14 protein-coding genes are annotated in these 13,443 nt (G+C 45.7%); 3 read left to right on the forward strand and 11 right to left on the reverse strand.

What is annotated here, in order from left to right; genetic code table 11:
* Positions 1–21: 21 nt before the first annotated feature.
* The 4 genes from NL646_RS08555 to NL646_RS08570 form a co-directional block, all read right to left on the reverse strand.
* Entirely contained in the window at positions 22–1,221 is a 1,200-nt protein-coding gene (locus tag NL646_RS08555; RefSeq protein WP_005479028.1) for a NupC/NupG family nucleoside CNT transporter, read from the reverse strand.
* Between the two features lie 305 nt (positions 1,222–1,526).
* Complete coding sequence (locus NL646_RS08560; protein WP_005460577.1) at positions 1,527–2,471, reverse strand: LysR family transcriptional regulator; 945 nt, start codon at positions 2,469–2,471, stop codon at positions 1,527–1,529.
* Between the two features lie 74 nt (positions 2,472–2,545).
* Positions 2,546–3,517 (reverse strand): lytic transglycosylase domain-containing protein, encoded by a 972-nt coding sequence (locus tag NL646_RS08565; protein ID WP_005479026.1) that lies wholly within the window; start codon positions 3,515–3,517, stop codon positions 2,546–2,548.
* A 44-nt stretch (positions 3,518–3,561) separates the two neighbouring features.
* Positions 3,562–3,846, reverse strand: a complete 285-nt coding sequence (locus NL646_RS08570; protein ID WP_005460544.1) for a YcgL domain-containing protein — start codon at positions 3,844–3,846, stop codon at positions 3,562–3,564.
* 197 nt (positions 3,847–4,043) lie between these two features.
* Here NL646_RS08570 and minC point away from each other — a divergent pair, with 197 nt between their 5' ends.
* Genes minC through minE form a run of 3 tightly spaced genes read left to right on the forward strand, consistent with a single transcriptional unit; the run spans position 4,044 to position 5,802 of the window.
* Positions 4,044–4,706, forward strand: a complete 663-nt coding sequence (minC, locus tag NL646_RS08575) for a septum site-determining protein MinC (RefSeq protein WP_024700951.1) — start codon at positions 4,044–4,046, stop codon at positions 4,704–4,706.
* A 17-nt stretch (positions 4,707–4,723) separates the two neighbouring features.
* Positions 4,724–5,536, forward strand: coding sequence for a septum site-determining protein MinD (gene minD / locus NL646_RS08580; protein ID WP_005458081.1), 813 nt, complete (start codon positions 4,724–4,726; stop codon positions 5,534–5,536).
* A gap of 2 nt (positions 5,537–5,538) precedes the next feature.
* Positions 5,539–5,802: a cell division topological specificity factor MinE gene (gene minE / locus NL646_RS08585; protein ID WP_005458079.1), complete on the forward strand. Its 264-nt coding sequence runs from the start codon at positions 5,539–5,541 to the stop codon at positions 5,800–5,802.
* 87 nt (positions 5,803–5,889) lie between these two features.
* Here the strand turns inward: minE and rnd are convergent, their stop codons facing one another.
* The 7 genes from rnd to NL646_RS08620 form a co-directional block, all read right to left on the reverse strand.
* Complete coding sequence (gene rnd, locus NL646_RS08590) at positions 5,890–7,008, reverse strand: ribonuclease D (protein WP_021447616.1); 1,119 nt, start codon at positions 7,006–7,008, stop codon at positions 5,890–5,892.
* 79 nt (positions 7,009–7,087) lie between these two features.
* The gene (gene fadD / locus NL646_RS08595; RefSeq protein ID WP_005455511.1) at positions 7,088–8,779 is read right to left on the reverse strand and encodes a long-chain-fatty-acid--CoA ligase FadD; all 1,692 of its coding nucleotides are present in this window, start codon (positions 8,777–8,779) and stop codon (positions 7,088–7,090) included.
* Positions 8,780–8,885: 106 nt separating this feature from the next.
* Positions 8,886–9,740, reverse strand: coding sequence for an alpha/beta fold hydrolase (locus tag NL646_RS08600; RefSeq protein ID WP_253664089.1), 855 nt, complete (start codon positions 9,738–9,740; stop codon positions 8,886–8,888).
* Positions 9,741–9,745: 5 nt separating this feature from the next.
* Entirely contained in the window at positions 9,746–10,303 is a 558-nt protein-coding gene (locus NL646_RS08605) for a Slp family lipoprotein (RefSeq protein ID WP_005496050.1), read from the reverse strand.
* A gap of 39 nt (positions 10,304–10,342) precedes the next feature.
* Positions 10,343–10,648 (reverse strand): hypothetical protein, encoded by a 306-nt coding sequence (locus NL646_RS08610; protein ID WP_005478797.1) that lies wholly within the window; start codon positions 10,646–10,648, stop codon positions 10,343–10,345.
* A gap of 51 nt (positions 10,649–10,699) precedes the next feature.
* Positions 10,700–11,401 (reverse strand): tRNA (adenosine(37)-N6)-threonylcarbamoyltransferase complex dimerization subunit type 1 TsaB, encoded by a 702-nt coding sequence (gene tsaB, locus NL646_RS08615; protein WP_017448733.1) that lies wholly within the window; start codon positions 11,399–11,401, stop codon positions 10,700–10,702.
* Between the two features lie 56 nt (positions 11,402–11,457).
* A complete protein-coding gene (locus tag NL646_RS08620; RefSeq protein WP_253664090.1) occupies positions 11,458–13,368 on the reverse strand; it encodes an ATP-dependent DNA helicase in 1,911 nt (636 codons plus the stop codon).
* Between the last annotated feature and the right edge of the window lie 75 nt (positions 13,369–13,443).

Genomic DNA, 13,443 nt, shown 5'->3' on the forward strand with positions numbered 1-13,443 from the left:
AATTTTAGATATCTATTTCAATTACAGACTTAAAATCACACCCGCAATAGAAGCACTCATCAAGTTCGCCATAACGCCGGCAATAATCGCGCGGAAACCATGCTTAGAAACAAATGCACGCTTCTCTGGTACCAAAGAACCCAATCCGCCGATCAGCATTGCCATACTAGAGATGTTTGCAAAACCACACAGTGCGAAAGTCACGATAGCTTGAGAGTGAGCACTTAGCTGAGATTTCACTTCTGCTAGTTGGATGAAAGCAACAAACTCGTTCACCACGATCTTGTTACCGATAAGCGAGCCCGCCGTAATCGCCTCTTCCCATGGCACACCTAACAACCATGCGACAGGTGCAAATACGTAGCCTAAGATAAGCTCAAAGCTTAGTGGCGTACCAATAAGGTCTCCAACCCAACCTAGCATGCCGTTCAGCAACGCGATTACGCTGATGAACGCTAACAACGTACCACCTACAGACACAGCGATGCGAACACCCGCCATTGCGCCATCGGCTAACGCTTCAACCACGTTAGTTGCGCGTGGAATTTCCACTTGGCTAATGTCGATATCTGGTGCTTTGTTCACATCTTCTGGCATGAGAATTTTCGCCATCAACAAGCCTGCGGGCGCAGACATAAAGGCAGCAGCGATAAGGTAGTTAAGATCAACACCCAACGAGGCATAACCTACCAACGTACCACCAGCTACTGATGCCAAACCACCTGTCATTACCGCAAAGAACTGCGAATCAGTCATGTGCTTTAGGTAGGGTTTCACCATAAGTGGCGCTTCGATAGTGCCGACAAAAATGTTCGCCGTTGCAGACAAAGACTCAGCACGACCAATGCCAAGAAGCTTTTGAATACCACCACCAATGAAGTTGATAACTTTTGGCATCACACCAATGTGATAAAGACCGGAGATAAGAGAGGAGAAGAAAACGATGATACCCAGTACATTGATCGCAAAGGTGAAGCCCCCTGTCGCCAAATTACCGAATAAAAACGCGATGCCTTCTTGACCGTAGTTGATCAAATTCGACACGACGCTGCTTACTGAATTCAGCGCATCTCGTCCTGCTGGTACATATAAAACCAACAATGCAAACAGCACCTGTAAAGCAAACGCAAACGCCACTGTTCTCAGCTTTATATTTTTTCTATTTGTAGAAAGTAGCCATGCTACGAATAGTATGGCTACGATACCAATAATTGAGTTCATAAAATGAATCCGACAGAAGGGGGATATGGAAGGCACCGGATTGTATAGCGGACTCAAAATGGCGCAAGTTGAGGATGTTAACAGTGTGAAAAGTTCAAGCGAACAATAATTAACCACACAAATAACTAATTGAATTTATTATAGATAAACGTTTGCTTGTTTTTATTATTTCCATATGGAAAAGATGTTTCTAGATTTGGAAAAATTTTGTGAGACAAATCACCTTATACAACCACTGAATAGTCGAAAAATGTTTTGCTTAGAGGAAATCGACTAGAAACACCTCTTGAACGTTATTAGTGAATCTACTTGGGAATAGAGATGTAAGGTGCGAGGCGCTGATCCCAGTGACACGGGTTGCCAATTTTCTGTTTAATAAAGTTGATAACGGCTGATATTTTTTTCGGCATGTGCTGACGACTCGGGTACACCGCATAAAATGGCATCGACTGGCTCGCTTTCCAGTCTGGCAATAGTTGAATCAACTTACCCGTTCTGAACTCATCACCAAGCAAGTACGTAGCGAGATACGCAATCCCCCATCCAGCAATCGCAGCGTCACGTACGGCTTCTGCTAAATCGACAGAGTAGTTGCCGGAGACTTTTACGTTGAGCTCTTGTTGTCCCTTGGTAAATGCCCATCCTGTGTAATCACGCTCCCAACTGCGATAGATCAAGCAGTTGTGCAAAGACAAGTCGTTCGGCTCAGTCGGAGTATCATACTTAAGCAAATAATCCGGCGATGCTGCCACCACAAACTGGCAGTCAGTCAAACGCTGCGCAATGTAGCCCTCTGGTAGGTGCTCATTGTTTGTTACCCACAGATCGAGCCCTTCCGCCAGCATATCGACCTTGTAGTCAAACAAATGCACTTCCACTTGAAGCTGTGGATACAACTCACGCAGCTCTTGAATCGCAGGAATGATGTGCAGCGTTCCAAATGATTGAGATAACCCGAGGCGAACCAGCCCAGCCACTTCATCCCTTTGGCTTTCCATTTCTAACGTCGCACTACTCACCGCCTGCACCACTTGTTCACAATGATGATAAAACGTTTTTCCCGCTTCGGTAGGCGTAAAACTACGCGTGGTGCGTTGAACAAGCTTGATGCCAAGAGATTCCTCTAACTGACTAAGCTGTTTGCTGACGTGAGATACTGACACTCCAAGGCTTTTCGCCGCCGCAGTAAAGTTTTTATGTTTGATCAATGCAGAAAAGATCACCATTTGCGCAGCACGTTCAGATAACACGCAGTACCTCGATAAGAATGTGGGAAAAACAAAGGGCTCCGAAGAGCCCCTATAAAACAGTATTTACTAACGAACTAGAATGAAATGCGATCAGCAAGATGGCTGACGGCAAGCGCGAAGTAGTAAGAGCGGTTCCACTTCATCAGTACGTTATAGTTATTGTAAACCAGATACGTACGACCGTTTTCATCGTCAGGCATGATAAGCCATGCTTGGATATCTTCATTCAGTTTAGGTAATGGACTGCCATCGTACTTCGTGATGCCAAGTTTACTCCACTCCTGAAGATATTTGCCTTTTTCTGCCCCGCGTCCTTCTAGGCTACGATCAATCCCTTTCGGCACTTTCACTTGGCGCCCCCAAGTAAACTTATCGTCCCAGCCAGACTCGCTCAAGTAGTTAGCGGTAGACGCAAACACATCCGCTTCTGATTGCCAGATGTCTTTTTTTCCGTCTCCGTTACCATCGGCGGCAAAACGTAGGAAAGAGCTTGGCATAAATTGACACTGTCCCATCGCACCAGCCCAAGAACCTTTAAAATTATCTAGCTCGATATGGCCTTGATCAAGGATTTGCAGCGCCGCCATGGTCTCTTTGCGGAAAAATTCTTCACGACGACCTTCAAATGCCATCGTCGACAACGCATCAATTACGCGGAAGTTACCTGTAAACTTGCCAAAGTTACTTTCTACACCCCAGAGCGCAACAATAAAGCGAGGTTGCACGCCGTATTGATCGCCTATGCGCTTAAGCTCCGCATAGTGCTCTTTGTATAGTGCTTTGGCTTGCTTTACTTTCCACTCAGGGACTGCACGAGGAATGTATTCATCCAACGTCAGTTTTTTCTCTGGTTGGTTGCGGTCTGCTGTTACTGCTCTCGGTTTGTATTCAACATTTGCGAAAGCGGCACTGATTACCTGCTCTGAGATACCTTGGTTACGCGCTTCTGCACGCAATTTATCTAAGTATTCTTCAAAACCCTCGCTACTTGCAAAGGCTGAGGTACATACGCCAACGCTAAGCATTGTAGCCAGTATTTTTTTCATATTGCCCTCCTTGAGCAAGGCAGAAGTCTCAGAAAGAAGCCGAGTTACTGTTCGTTCTTTTGCTGAGCTTTTTGTTCTTTGTACTTTTCTAATAGGTTTTCCGGCGGTGGAGGAACCTGCAGAAAGAAGCCATCATTTTGTAATGAAGCCTTCACTTTTTCGATATCTACTTGTGCCAATTTACGACCATCAAGTTTAATCGTCATGACAGGAATAGGCTTACCGAACATCTGCATTAAGGTGTCAGGAACCTGTGAAAAATCATCCTTTTTCGGGATATAGAGATAAGTACCTTCTTTTTTCGAGCTTTTATAAATAGAACAAAGCATGACACGCCTTTTATGCTGATTTACCCGCTTTGAATACGGATTGAGTTGAAAACGTAAAATTCTCGCAAACTTAATTGCAAATTTGAGATTAATTCGCCTATTTGCCTGCTAGAGAACTTGCTGCGTCAAAGGATGAAATATAACATGACAGACCTAGTTTAAGGCAACGCTCTTTCAACAGAGGCAAGAAGTCCACGATGACCCATTCACCAGACCTTAAAGGTAGCAGTTTTACTTTGTCAGTTTTACACCTTTCTGACAATGAGATCGCAAATACTGTCGAATTTTTGCAAGAAAAAGTTTCTCAAGCACCTTCTTTCTTCGCATCCGCGCCTTTGGTAATCAATATAGCAAAAGTACAAGGCGACATTGATTTCCCTGCGCTTAAACAAGGCATCGCAGATGCTGGGTTTATTCCAGTCGGTATAACGGGCAGTAAAGACAAACGTGTACAAAACCTTGCCTCAGAAGCTGGCTTCGCCATCATGTCTGCAAGTAAATCACCTAGCCAAGCTCCAGCGAAAATGGCGCCGACTAAAGTTGTGCGTACGCCTGTTCGTTCTGGTCAGCAAATTTACGCAAAAGACGGTGATTTAGTCGTACTAGCGCACGTAAGCGCTGGCGCAGAAGTGATTGCAGATGGCTCTATTCATATTCATGGCACCTTGCGCGGCCGTGCTATTGCAGGCGCAAGTGGTCAGCAGGAAGCGCGTATTATTTGCCACGATTTACAAGCTGAACTGGTCTCCATTGCGGGCGATTACTGGTTAAGCGATCAAATTGAGAGTGAGTACTGGCAAAAGAAAGTGATGATCAGTAAAGCCGAAGAATCATTACATTTAGAAGTACTCACGATTTAGTCTAAAAAGGAAAAAAAATGGCACGCATTATTGTAGTAACGTCTGGTAAAGGTGGCGTTGGTAAAACCACTTCAAGCGCAGCCATCGCCTCTGGTCTTGCTCTGAAAGGGAATAAGACCGCGGTGATCGATTTCGATATCGGCTTGCGTAACCTCGACCTAATCATGGGTTGTGAGCGCCGTGTAGTTTATGACTTTGTGAACGTCATTAACGGCGAAGCGACATTAAACCAAGCGCTAATCAAAGATAAGCGCACAGACAATCTTTTCATTCTTCCAGCATCCCAAACTCGTGACAAAGATGCGCTAACGAAAGACGGCGTGCAACGAGTTTTCACTGAGCTAGATGAAATGGGCTTTGATTTCATCATCTGTGACTCACCAGCGGGTATCGAGCAAGGCGCGCTCATGGCGTTGTACTACGCAGATGAAGCGATTGTAACGACTAACCCTGAAGTATCTTCAGTACGCGACTCAGACCGCATTCTAGGCATCCTAGATTCTAAGTCTCTACGCGCTGAACAAGGGCTAGAGCCAGTGAAGCAACACCTTCTACTGACACGTTACAACCCTACGCGTGTAAACCAAGGTGAAATGCTGAGTGTGGAAGACGTAGAAGAAATCCTACACATCCCACTATTGGGCGTGATTCCTGAAAGCCAAGCGGTACTTAACGCATCAAACAAAGGTGTGCCGGTCACATTCGACGAAAACACCGATGCGGGCATGGCGTACTCTGACACTGTTGATCGCTTACTAGGCAATCAAGTTGAATTTCGTTTCCTTACTGAGGAGAAGAAAGGACTCTTTAAACGACTGTTCGGAGGCTAGACATGTCATTATTAGAATTTTTCCGCCCGCAGAAAAAAACGTCTGCAAGTCTGGCGAAAGAGCGCTTACAAATCATCGTGGCTGAACGCCGCAGCCAAAATGACCCTGCGCCTTCGTACTTACCTCAGCTTAAAGAAGACATTCTGAAGGTGATCAGTAAATACGTAGACATTGACCCGAACATGGTTGATTTAACCTTTGAGCATAAGGATGACGACATTTCTGTACTTGAGCTCAACGTGAAACTGCCTGACGACGAGAAGTAAGGCTTTATTCTCAACGCAATATGCAGCGCACAACAATGTACGTGTCGAAAAAAGGTTGACCATTTGGTCAACCTTTTTAGTTTACGCTTATTTCAACGCCTTATTCATTTTTTCGCCCAATAACTCTAGACGCCAACCTTGCATAACATCAGGCAAGCGCGCAGGGTCACGATCCTTCTTCCACACCCAACTGATGAGCTGGTTAATCTGCTTTTTCGATGCTAAAAACTCGGTCGCTAACCCTGATTTTTGCGCAGCACTTTTCACGACATCTTTCATGTTTTTGAAAACCTGCTTATAGCCAGGGTAATCCATCAGGCGATCAATTTTAGCTGGGTATTCTTCTGGTGGCGTTTGCTTAGCCTTTTTCACGATGGCCGCAATTTTAGTACCGTGACGATTGACCGCGCGGCTATCCATCCCTTCCGCTTCCATCTTTTTAAAGCTTGTTAAACCTAAACGAGCAACCGTTAGCAAATCACCCTCTTTGAAAATGAAGTTTAGTGCTAAGTCGCGCTTGATTGCTTCACGATAACGCCAAGTTGCTAGCGGCTTTAACACAGCTAACTCTGACGGTTTAAGTTGCCACGCTCCTTTAATATCAAGGTACGCATTTTCTTCGTTGGTTTCGCGAATGCGTTTGGAAACCAATAAGTCGCTCTCTTGCTGCACCGCTTCCCACCAACCAGCTTCAGTGACTTTATCGAGCAATTTTTCGTAAAGTGGCAACAAGTAGTGAACGTCTGCCGCTGCATAATCGAGTTGCTTTTGCGTGAGAGGGCGAGCCATCCAGTCGGTGCGAGATTCACTCTTGTCCAACGCAACACCTAAGTATTCTTCCACCAGCGTTGCGAAACCTGTTGACAGCCCGTGGCCAAGAAACGCCGCCATTAACTGTGTATCGACCATTGGAAATGGCGTACAACCAAATGCATTTTGGAATACTTCTAAATCTTCGCCACAGGCGTGAAGCACTTTAAGTACCGATGCATCTTTCAATAGTTCGATGAAAGATGTCATGTCCGTTAATTCTGTCGGATCGATAAGGGACAAGTGCTTGCCGTCGAAAAGCTGAATCAAACCTAGTTGCGGATAAAAAGTCCTGATACGTACGAACTCGGTATCCAGCATTACGACATCTGCGTCTCTTGCTTGAGCACAAACTTGTTCTAGGTCTTTGTTTTTAGTAATAATCTGATAATTCACATGCTTCTCGCTATAAAAAATGCCAGCAAAACGCTGGCATTCTATCATTTTTTAATTCTGGCGACTCAATGAAATCGGCTTACGCGCTTTTCTTTGCCAGTTCTGCGTCGTTCTCTTCACGAAGTACACGACGTAAGATCTTACCTACGTTGGTCTTCGGTAAGTCTTCACGGAACTCAACCAGTTTTGGAACCTTGTAGCCCGTTAGATGCTGACGACAGTGTGCAATCACTTCTTCTTTGGTTAAGCTCGGGTCACGTTTTACAACGTAGATCTTCACCAACTCACCAGACACTTCATGCGGTTGACCAATTGCAGCCACTTCAAGAACTTTGCCGTGCAGAGCGACAACGTCTTCGATTTCATTCGGGTAAACGTTGAAGCCAGAAACCAAGATCATGTCTTTCTTACGGTCAACAATATGCAGGAAGCCTTCGTCATCAAACTTAACGATGTCACCCGTTGATAGCCAACCGTCTTCGTTAATGGTGTCTTTGGTTGCTTCCGGACGTTGCCAGTAACCTTGCATTACTTGAGGGCCGCGAACTTGTAGCTCACCTGTACCAGTATTTGGCAGTACATTGCCTTCTTCATCAACCATACGAACTTCTGTCGAAGGAACTGGCAGACCGATAGAACCGTTGTACTCAACCAAGTCATGCGGGTAAGCCGCAACTAACGGTGAACACTCAGTAAGTCCATAACCTTCAAGCAGGTAGCAGCCTGTGGTCTTCAGCCATTTTTCAGCAACAGCGCGTTGAACTGCCATACCGCCACCAACAGCCAAGCGAAGATTACTGAAGTCCAACTCATGGAAATCTTCATTGTTCACTAGCGCATTGAATAAGGTATTCACACCTGTGATCGCTGTGAATTGGTACTTTTGCAGCTCTTTTACAAAGCCGGGAATATCACGCGGGTTGGTAATCAGTAAGTTACGACCGCCCATTTCGATAAACAGCAAACAGTTCACTGTCAGTGCGAACACGTGGTAAAGCGGCAATGCGGTTACCACTAATTCACGACCTGGAGAAAGTACTGGACCGTAAGCCCCTTTCGCCTGAAGCACGTTAGCAATCATGTTGCGATGCGTTAGGATTGCACCTTTTGCGACACCCGTAGTACCACCAGTGTATTGCAGAAATGCAATATCATCACCAGACATAAACGGCTTCACGTATTGCAGACGACGACCTTTGCGCAGCGCTTTACGCATTGAAATTGCGCCCGGTAGATCGTACTTAGGAACCATGCCCTTCACGTATTTCACCACGAAATCGACAATCGTACCTTTTGCACGTGGCAGCATTTGGCCAAGGCTAGTTAGCACCACGTGTTTCACAGGTGTGTTATCTACGATTTGCTCTAGTGTATTGGCAAAGTTAGACACAATCACAATCGTCGTGGCACCAGAGTCGTTCAATTGGTGTTCAAGTTCACGAGGAGTGTAGAGAGGGTTTACGTTTACAGCGATACAACCTGCACGCAAAATACCAAACAGCGCTACTGGGTATTGCAGTAGGTTTGGCATCATCAGAGCAACACGGTCACCCTTTTGCAATTTCAGTTCGTTTTGCAGGTAAGCGGCAAATGCGCGGCTACGCTCTTCCAATTTGCGGAAGGTCATTACCGAGCCCATGTTCATGAATGCTGGCTGGTCTGCATACTTTTGTACAGACTGCTCGAACATTTCTACCAAAGACTCATATTGCTCTGGATTGATGGTTTCAGGTACGTCACTTGGATAACGTGAAAGCCATGGTTTATCCACGATGTTACTCCTCGTTTATAACTGGCTAAAAAATAGCGTCCTTTTTATTTTGAGGGCTATTACAGCACAGCGAACGTGCTTGAGCACGCAACTCTCAAACACTTGTTTAAATTTTGTTAACTACACCAAGAATTCGCTTTGCGACTTCGAGTATTTGCTCTAAATGGCAGTGATGACCACCTGCGACAGAAACCACTTGCGGTGGATTCTCTCCCCAATCAACTTGGTTAGATGGTAAATGCTGAAATCCTTGATCGCCTAATACGATCAGATGAGGACAACGTATTTGACTGGTGATCGAATTCGCATGCTCGCGAGCCATGCGGTAAAGTGAATCACACTTTAACTTGGCATCATGTCGCCAGTACCATTTGTTGTCGCGATACTCAGTCCCTCGCTCCACAATGGGCAAAAGCTGATCAGCACTCAATTGGTTGGCTTGCATGCGCAATTTTAACGCCAGATCGAAAGATGCCAACGCACGCTCTGGTTTGTTTTGCTGTCGGATTCGACTTAACACACCATTGCGAAGACGCTGTAAACTATTTGAAGGAGGTTCCGTTAAAGGGCCCGTACCTTCAATCTGCACTAATGCTTCGACCTGTTCAGGAAACGCTGCACTATAGCAACTTGCGATTAAAGCACCAAGAGAATGCCCCACTAACATGAGTCTGTTTGGCGATAATTTGTCCAATAACTGATACATATCGGCAATGTAATCATGAAAAGGGTAATAATTGTCGCGGGATTTGTGACTGGATAAGCCGTGGCCAAAATGGTCGACAGCTAACAAATGCAGCTTCGGGTTCAATTGATGAATTTGCTCCATCAACGCTTTGAAGCTTCCGGCATTATCTAGCCACCCATGAAGAAAAACGACTGACAAGTCAGCCGTTTTTTCATTACCTATTTCAAGGGCGGCCATTTCTCCCATAGAGAGAGTAAATCGGCGCTCATGCATCTGGTTTATTTCACCTGTTTGATTACTTTACCATCTTGTGGAAAATCATTACGCAGCATGCGGCAGTTGATGGAATAACATGGATAGAAATACGTAGGAGAGTCATACATTCTCACTCGTTCTTCAATCTTCCATAGGCGATACCCCTGCCCTTTTACTAATGGGAATACGTACTCATGCTCTCCGATTTTGCCTTCTTCTTCACCGGCCCCTTTGCCCACAATGGTCACCAAACGGCCTTGGCTAAATGCAACGGGTTCTAAGTAGCCATCAAAATACACGGCGAAACGACCCGTAGGCTCTTGGTCAATATCAGGTTTGCCCGATTTATTGATAGGTAGATTGACGATCTCTAGGCGTGTTTTGTCTTTGAAGTTGTCCACTTTCGCAATGATACCACCAAGGCGAACATCATTCGTGACCTCTCCTTGAGACTCAGCAAAGGCCTTATAGTCGGTAACGACTTGCTCTGTACTAGCGTTCAACTCTTCAGGAAGAGAGCTGCATGCAGACAAGCCAAAAGCGGCAACCAAAACCAAAAACAACCGTCCAAAAACCTTCATAAACCACCATTTAATCTATTAATACCAATTCGAGGAAATTCATACATAGATATCGACACCCAGTAGCTGAGCCAGTTCCTCTTTTTTTGCTCGATTCATGACATCCATGTACTGCTCCATGGCTTTGCGAGCATTACCTTCCGGCAAATCATATTGTACTTGAGCACGATGAATTTGGGACTCATCAACTTGTTTTATGGAATGCGCGACTGCGTTTGCCACCTTTGAAGGTTGACCAACGGACTGCTTATTTTGAGCTTTCTTTACCTGCCCTTTTTTACCCACTTTATTGGTACGGTTGGTACCGGGTATCAGTGAAGGAGGTAAACCATTAATCGACGCCATAACGCTCCATAAAAAGACAGGGCTACCGCCCCGTCTTTATTTTTTTCCTAATTATTCGCGGCCTGGAAGCTTCTTCCAAGTCACGTTATCACGCAGGTAAACTGGGCTAGATTCTTCAACAGGAACCGTATTGCCTTTTTCTAGTTCTTGCTTAGCTAAAATCACAATGTCTTGTGAGTCAGGGTACAATACCTCACTGTCTGCAGTGTTAAACGGCAGGCCTGTCAGTTCTTCCTGATACGCAGACCAACCTGTACCAGCTGTTGTCCACGTTTTAGAGTCAGCTTGTGCTTCTTCCGCCAAACGAGCTGGTGGAATCACACATTCTTCATCAACACCCATCCATTCGCCGTTTTCTTGGCGAGAATAACGTGCCCAGTAAACTTCGCTCATGCGCGCATCAATCGCTACAGCGACATCAGTTGCACCATGCAGGCGGTAGCTTGCTTGTGCCATCGCAGCCAATGTTGAAACGCCAATCATCGGCAGTTCTGCACCAAATGCTAGGCCTTGAGCGATGCCAATACCGATACGAACACCAGTAAAGCTACCAGGGCCACGGCCAAACGCTAGTGCATCCAAGTCTTGTAGAGTTAGACCCGCTTCTTTCAGCACTTCGTCAACCATTGGCAGCACTTTTTTCGTGTGGTCACGAGGTGCCACTTCGCTGCGTGAAATCACTTGGTCATTAACCAGTAGTGCAACTGAACAGTTTTCAGTTGCGGTATCGATAGCAAGAATTTTTGCGCTCATTTAACTCTCTAAAACTCTATTTTATTTGGTTACATCACAGCACAGGCTGCGACTAATTATTCTGCTTTAAGAAACGCTTTGATACGTTCTAAATCTCGTGTTCTTGGGATCGGAGGCAAGCTTCCAAGGAACGTGCCGCCATAGTCACGGGTGACAAGGCGATTGTCACAAATGATCAATGCACCATGATCTTTCTGATCTCGAATCAAACGCCCTACGCCCTGCTTCAAAGTGATCACCGCATCGGGGATTTGCACTTCAGCAAACGGCTCACCACCACGCAATCGACTATCTTCAATTCGGGCTTTTAGCAGCGGATCATCCGGGGCAGTAAACGGCAATTTGTCGATGATAACACAGCTCAATGCGTCACCTCTAACATCGATCCCTTCCCAAAACGCCCCCGTCGCCACAAGCAAAGCGTTACCCAGCTCCATAAACTCTGCAAGAGTCTTTTGCTTGCTCATTTCACCTTGCATAAGAACCGGAAGATCGAACACCTCACGGAACTTCTCTCCCAACTCACGCATCATGCTGTGAGAAGTACATAAGAAGAAACAACGACCGTCATTTTCTTCAATGACTGGTGCTAACATTCTCACCAATTTGTCTGCTAAACCTGGGCTGTTTGGCTCAGGAAGATAACGAGGCACACAAAGGCGAGCCTGCTTTTCATAATCAAATGGCGATGGCAGCGAAAACTGTTGTTTAGGTTTTAAGCCGAGACGATCGGTAAAGTGCTTAAAGTCACCAGAGACCGCAAGCGTTGCCGAGGTGAAGATCCAGGCACCTTGCTTGATTTCAATTTGTTCATGGAACTTATCTGCCACCGATAACGGAGTAATATGCAGAGTAAAATGACGCGGTGACGTATCGTACCAGTAAGAGTAGCCGGTGATGTCAACATCACACACACGATCGATTCGACCTTTGATCAAGTTCGCACGCTCAAAAGCCGTATCCAACAATTGGCTCCGACCAAGTGCCAATTTGAGCACATCAATCGCCAGATCTAGGCTGTCAGTTAAACGAACCAATTCGCGCTTAATGGATTCAGACTGCATCGCTTCTCGCCAGTTGCCACGAAAACCCGGCTCACCCAGAACGATGCGCATATCCATCGCACTTTGAAGTAGTTTATCCCCAACTTTTTGCAGCTGACGCATGTCCTTTGCTTCGGTGCGATACGCGATTTCAATGTCTTTGGCGAGGTCATGAATTTGGCGACTCGATACCGATTGCCCGAAATATTCACTGGCAATGTCTGGTAGCTGATGAGCTTCGTCGAAAATAAAGACATCAGCTTCTGGGATCAACTCACCAAAACCTGTCTCTTTGATGGCTAAATCCGCAAGAAACAAGTGATGGTTCACCACGACGATGTCAGAATCCATTGCACGTTTACGAGCTTTCAAGACAAAGCAATCAGTATAACTGGGACACTCTTTCCCCAAACAGTTATCGTTTGTCGAGGTAATCGTTGGGATGATCATGCTGTCTTCAGGCAAATCTTCACAATCACCTAAGTCACCGGTTTTTGTCTCTGAGGACCAAGACCTCACCTTCACCAATTGAGTCAACAATGTTGGGTCGGATTCGTTGGTGTGGCTTTCTACCATCTGGCGACTTAAGCGATCCAAACATAAATAGTTGGAACGCCCTTTCAATAACGCCACTTGACCATAAAAACCGAGCGCATTGACCATCAGCGGTAGGTCACGATGGTACAACTGCTCTTGCAAGTTTTTCGAGCCAGTACTGATGATGACTTTCTTGCCACTCAACAACGCTGGAACAAGATAAGCAAATGTTTTACCGGTACCAGTTCCGGCCTCTACCACCAACTGACTTTGTTCTTTGATCGCACTACTGACGGCTTCAGCCATGTCTATTTGTGGCTGACGAGCCTGAAAACCCGGAATCGCTTTACCTAAAGCGCCATCAGAGGAAAATGTTTTTGCGATCATGCCTGACATCTGGTTAGAAAAATTGTCGTGAGTATATCAGACGTTTGGGAGAGACATCAGCCCGTAAGATGGCCA

The sequence above is a fragment of the Vibrio sp. Y20_XG_PY13 genome, from assembly GCF_024181925.1.
Taxonomy (GTDB): Bacteria; Pseudomonadota; Gammaproteobacteria; order Enterobacterales; family Vibrionaceae; genus Vibrio; species Vibrio parahaemolyticus.